The following is a 982-nucleotide window of genomic DNA, read 5'->3' as shown; positions in this document are numbered from 1 at the left end:
TGCCGCACATACACCGGCAAATCCGCCATCAACTGGGCAAAGTGCGGATCCTTGCAATACGGCCCGGCGCCGACTGCACGGCCCACATGGTGGATCACTTGCTCGACCGTCTCCTCGATACACGCGCGCGTCTGTTGCGCCAGCTGCCGCGCATCGGCACGTGGCTGGCGGTCGATCTGCGCGGCGCTGGCGCGTAACACGCAGGCGGCGCTGTTCAGGGCACTGTCGACCGCGCCGAGGTGGGCCAGTGCATGGGGCTCCGCACGCGTGGCACATTGGGCGCGCAGCACTTCACCCAGGCGTTGCGCCGCGCCGTACCAGCACGCGGCGATGCCGATGCCGCCGTGCCAGAAGCCCGGGCGGGACAGATAGTCGCCCGGGCCACCCACGGCAATCCCCCTGGCGGCACTGAACAGGATGTCGACACTACCGGTCGCCGCCATGCCCACTGCCTTCCAGCCCTCATCCGTCACCGTGATGCCCGGTTGATCCATCGCCACGGCCACCAGTTGCTGGCGGTCCTCTTCGTCCCAGGCCGTCAGCAAGCCATGGCTGACCACCGCCGCACCGGAACACCAGGCTTTGCGCCCCTCGACCAGCAATCGCTGGCCGTCGTGGCGCACGCGCACCTTGGCGGCCGGCGGCTCGGCCGCCCACATGCCCCAGGTGCTGCCCAGCGGCGGCAAGGGGCTGTCGAGTTCGGCAATGATCGCCAGCGCATCGGTATGGCCTTCGAACAACTTGCACAGGCGCAGGTCATGCCCGGCCACCTGAGCCAATTGGCTCAAGCGGGCCAGGGTATCGCCGCTGCCCGGCAACGGCAGTTGGTCAAGGCCTTCCTCTTGAAGGGCCCTCAGCGCATTGCCCAGGGCTTGCGTGTCGGCATAGCCCCGGTAGCCCTGAAGGAAACCGTGCAAGGCCATTTCACACCTCGCCTTCGTGCTGCAGTTCAAACAGCAACAGCGAACGACCGGTGACCGCG

The 982-nt window shown here is 67.6% G+C and carries 1 protein-coding gene; it reads right to left on the bottom strand.

What is annotated here, in order from left to right; genetic code table 11:
- The coding region (locus GIW04_RS30970) for an acyl-CoA dehydrogenase family protein (RefSeq protein ID WP_236479638.1) at positions 1–923 on the bottom strand (923 nt) is incomplete at its 3' end.
- Positions 924–982: the final 59 nt, after the last annotated feature.

This window comes from Pseudomonas sp. PA-4-8C (assembly GCF_021606625.1).
GTDB lineage: Bacteria > Pseudomonadota > Gammaproteobacteria > Pseudomonadales > Pseudomonadaceae > Aquipseudomonas > Aquipseudomonas lactis.
The sequence above is the reverse complement of the archived record's forward strand: the minus strand, read 5'-3'. Positions and strand labels throughout refer to the sequence as shown.